5 protein-coding genes and 1 pseudogene are annotated in these 3,732 nt (G+C 54.9%); 1 reads left to right on the top strand and 5 read right to left on the bottom strand.

Annotated features, from left to right (window positions below; all coding sequences use genetic code 11):
- Positions 1 to 379: 379 nt before the first annotated feature.
- From QMN93_RS25565 to parM, 5 genes are all read right to left on the bottom strand, one after another.
- Positions 380 to 847, bottom strand: a complete 468-nt coding sequence (locus QMN93_RS25565; protein ID WP_032663749.1) for a hypothetical protein — start codon at positions 845 to 847, stop codon at positions 380 to 382.
- Positions 848 to 1,219: 372 nt separating this feature from the next.
- On the bottom strand, positions 1,220 to 1,423 hold the full coding sequence (locus QMN93_RS25560) for a hypothetical protein (RefSeq protein ID WP_032663693.1): 204 nt from the start codon (positions 1,421 to 1,423) through the stop codon (positions 1,220 to 1,222).
- Between the two features lie 28 nt (positions 1,424 to 1,451).
- Positions 1,452 to 1,715, bottom strand: a complete 264-nt coding sequence (locus QMN93_RS25555; RefSeq protein ID WP_032663691.1) for a hypothetical protein — start codon at positions 1,713 to 1,715, stop codon at positions 1,452 to 1,454.
- 3 nt (positions 1,716 to 1,718) lie between these two features.
- Positions 1,719 to 2,381, bottom strand: coding sequence for a plasmid partitioning/stability family protein (locus tag QMN93_RS25550; RefSeq protein ID WP_032663689.1), 663 nt, complete (start codon positions 2,379 to 2,381; stop codon positions 1,719 to 1,721).
- Positions 2,382 to 2,383: 2 nt separating this feature from the next.
- The gene (parM, locus tag QMN93_RS25545) at positions 2,384 to 3,355 is read right to left on the bottom strand and encodes a plasmid segregation protein ParM domain-containing protein (protein WP_080472841.1); all 972 of its coding nucleotides are present in this window, start codon (positions 3,353 to 3,355) and stop codon (positions 2,384 to 2,386) included.
- Positions 3,356 to 3,586: 231 nt separating this feature from the next.
- Here parM and QMN93_RS25540 point away from each other — a divergent pair.
- A pseudogene (locus QMN93_RS25540) lies at positions 3,587 to 3,700 on the top strand (peptidase); the annotation flags it as partial.
- Between the last annotated feature and the right edge of the window lie 32 nt (positions 3,701 to 3,732).

Raw genomic sequence — 3,732 nt, 5'->3', positions numbered from 1 at the left:
CGATGAGCTTCCCTTGCGGCCGCAGCGGCCGGGTTAGCGTGAAGGCACGGCGTTGAACACGCCGCCGGCTGGCGGCAATAAGGCGGAGGGGACCGACATCCTTTGTTACCGGTTCTGGTAGCTGATGAGTCAGGCAGGGTATGGCAGAATGTACACTGATAATGGATTCGCGCCGTTATCTTACATGTATGCCTTTGATTTCAGGACGTCCCCGACCGGAGACGTCCTTTTTTTGCTGGTCTGATGTTATATTTAGTTGATGAAACGATTCGCCAGGTGTGTGATTATCACGGATGAAAACAGTAAAGGGTTTTCACTTAAAACAAATATGACACATTTGAGGACGCTCTTTTCCCGGAAAGCGTCCTGCTTTTTTTCGTCAGCGCCCCTTCACTCCGTCAATGGCAATCTGCAGCGTGTCCCAGTTAAATCCGATTCCGGCATCATGGCTTCGGTCGCAGATACGCATTGCTTCTGCAATTTTCTCTTCAGACAGACTGTCATCAAGTGAAAGAAAATCATCTGCCAGCCAGAATGTCCCCAGACACAGTGCATCCGGTGGGTACTGCTTCAGCCTGGCCATGAGTCCTGCCACCGTCACATCATCCCGGCAGGCTGAAACAGGCGGCAGCACGCGATCGGCGATGTCATTCCAGCACCAGTCATCCTCCTCCGGCACCGCTTCATGCAGGGTCTGTAATTCCACGCCCGGGAGCTGGGAAAGCTGCTCCCGGATTTCACCCAGGCACAGTCGTTCACTGCTGGCATCCTCGCTCCCCAGGTAGTGGTTGTTGATATACACGGCAAATTCGCCGTTATTCAGTTCAATACAGGTCAGTCTGAACATGGTTTTGTCCTCAGCATCCGGCACCCTCTTGCGCCGTGCCGCCACAAAAACCCGGCGAAAAGCGGAAGACGCCAGGGCGACGCCGAAGCCGCAGCGCAAGCCCTTCACGGGCTGAATGCACCGTGCAGGGCGCGAACGGGTGAGGACGGAGGCGACAGCTTCCCTGGAGGCAGAAGCGGCCGGGTTAGCGTGAAGGCACGGCGGGTAATTTTTACGTGTTAAGTAAAGCGGAGGAAAATTTCACATTAAATTAAAATGTGATTTACATCACAAAAAAACACATTATAATCGCCTAATAATTAAGCACCTATATTTGACGGCAGGGATGCGATGTCACCCTGCCGTTTTTTTTGAAGTGTACGGGGGCCGGATTTAACGCGCAGGAGCGGCACCCATACGTCTCAGCGCATCCTGTACTTCACGCAACCCAAAAATATCTTCCGGCGGCTGCTCCTTTCCGGCCAGACTACAGACCGTAAAGACGGCATTTGATGCGGCTAATCTCTCACGGTGCAGCGCCTGCAGTGCCATAACTACCAGCGTGCGTTCGTCTCCTGACAGTTCTTCAGGCTTCATACCGTTTCCTTCAGGCTAATGCTCCTATTCATCCCCGTCCCTTTGGTTTTTTCTCGTCAAACGCCAGGAGAACCCCGAGGCCGATCAGTGAAGCGTAGCAGACCTGCATCGCGATTGTCACCGGCAGGGAGATGTTATCAGCCAGAACGCCGGGAACCACAACGGCCACGCCTGCCAGTATCATTCCCCTGCCGGTCTTTTTGACCAGATCCGGCCACTGAGATTCAGGCACGTTCCGGGCACGCAGAAAGTTATGAATGCACTGCTCTGCCTTTTGTTTAATCACTGACATGTTCTAGTCTCCGAATGCCCGTCGCATATTTTTCTTTATCTTGGTCGCATCACCGGTTGCCGGTGCGGCAGGTTCTGCTGGTTTCTCCGGTACTGCAGCCTTAATCGCGACAGCTGTACCGGCCATCTGCTGAACCAGATCCTGCAGCTCGCTGACCGTGCCGGGCGGTACCGGCATGCTGGCCAGCAGACGCGGCAGCTCCGGTGCGGTCGTGTGCAGGGCCAGACCGGTGATAATCAGGTTTCTCAGCAGCTCTCCACGCAGGCGCGATGACACCCCCGTCAGCACACGCTCAACCCGTTCACTGCTACGGTCATCCTGAAGCGTCAGGGTGTAACGACGGCGCTGATATTTCGTCTCCGGTGACATGACCAGCGCGGCCACGCCGCCATCCGGCTCATCAGGAAGTCCGGAAAGTGAAGACCAGGTGCCGGAGACCAGGGCCATCACGGCACAAAGCCGGATGGCGCTCAGCTGCCCGTCAAAGAACACCGGGATCAGCGCCGGTAAACGGGCATCCGTCTGGTACATCACCGCCCCGGCGGTGGCGGCGGTCCGGATGAAGTCACCGCGCAGGGGCTGTGAGATGGTGCTGATGGTCGCCATCGCCGCGATGTCGGTGCGATCGTCGCTGTGCAGATAGAAAGAATACTGGCCGTCCGGCACGTTTAATCCTCTTTATTGTAAAGGGCAATCTCTCTGGCCAGCGCCAGCTGCGGATCGCCTATAACCTCGATACGGTCAGGAGCCAGAGGCCAGGCCTGACGGACAGCCTCTTCAATGAGGGATGCCCCTCCCCCGACCAGGAATACCCGGTTAACGTTCCTGAAGGCCGTCAGCTCACTGGTGACACGCGCGCCCAGGGAAGTGATGGCCTCTGTAATTTTGTTCAGAACATCGTCTATTTTTCCGGCATCGTTGATCACACGCTGCAGATACTGACGATCATTGCGGTTGCGGATGACCGTGTCAGCAATAAGCGCGCTGGTTTCGCTGTCTGCCGCCCGCAGCGCGCCTGCAGCTGCGCGGGTGACCTGTGACACGCCGACAGACGGATTGCCGTGTACCGCACTGATATCGTCAAACTGTCCGACAATCACGCCGGCATCGAGCGTGGTTCCGCCGAGATCGATAATCAGGGTGGTCTCTGCGGGTCCGGGCTTCAGCTCCGCGAGACGGGAGAACGCCGCCGGCAGTGATTCCGGCATCACCTTCACGTCCGTTACGGTAAATGCCCTGCCCTTATTCAAAACCAGCTCACGCATCAGGTTTTCCCGTTTGCGTCGGATATTCTCCTCGTTCCGCTGGCAGTCCCCGTCATAATACTCGCTCAGGGGCAGCGTCACGGTCAGGCTCACCGGCTGCGGCTCAAGTCCGCTGTTCAGCAGCGCATGATGCACGGCCAGCAGGTTGAGATCACCGTACTGATATTCCACGTTTGTTGTCGGGATGGCATCCCGGCTGACGCTGTCCCAGGTGTATTTCAGCGTGCCCACCTGATAGTTGAACGTTGCAGCACTGAATTCCGCCACTTTCCAGCCATGCCGGAAGGAGTTAGCAGAAACCCGGGTCTGCAGCTCGTTTCCTTCAAACCATGCCAGCTTAACATTAGTTGAACCATCATCGCAGTAAATATTCACCATTATGCTCCGTCAATTACACTCAATTTGATACACATTATAAGAGCAAAATGGAAAAATAAAAGCCTTATTTCTCATCATGAGCAATATAAAATAATCAAAATGATATCAATGAACATTTTGAGTAGCTTAGATTACTCACTCTGTTCATTTCGCAGGCGATCTGGATTATCCTCACGCTGTTAAATATACTGTATGCATAACCAGTATATTTAGACGTCAGGAGGAAAGATGAAACTGCAGCTTTTCAGCACCGGGAAAGAACTCCCGCCACAGGCCCATCCGTTGTTTGCAGACCTGGCCAGCTGCGGTTTTCCGAGCCCTGCCGCTGACTATGTCGAGTCCGTGCGACGTGAAGTCGCCTGAATAATTGTTCC

Origin of the sequence: Enterobacter sp. R-1.6.2 (assembly GCF_035064085.1) — a bacterium.
Classification (GTDB): domain Bacteria; phylum Pseudomonadota; class Gammaproteobacteria; order Enterobacterales; family Enterobacteriaceae; genus Enterobacter; species Enterobacter asburiae_B.
Note: the sequence above shows the minus strand (reverse complement) of the source record. Positions and strands in the feature narration are given on the sequence as shown.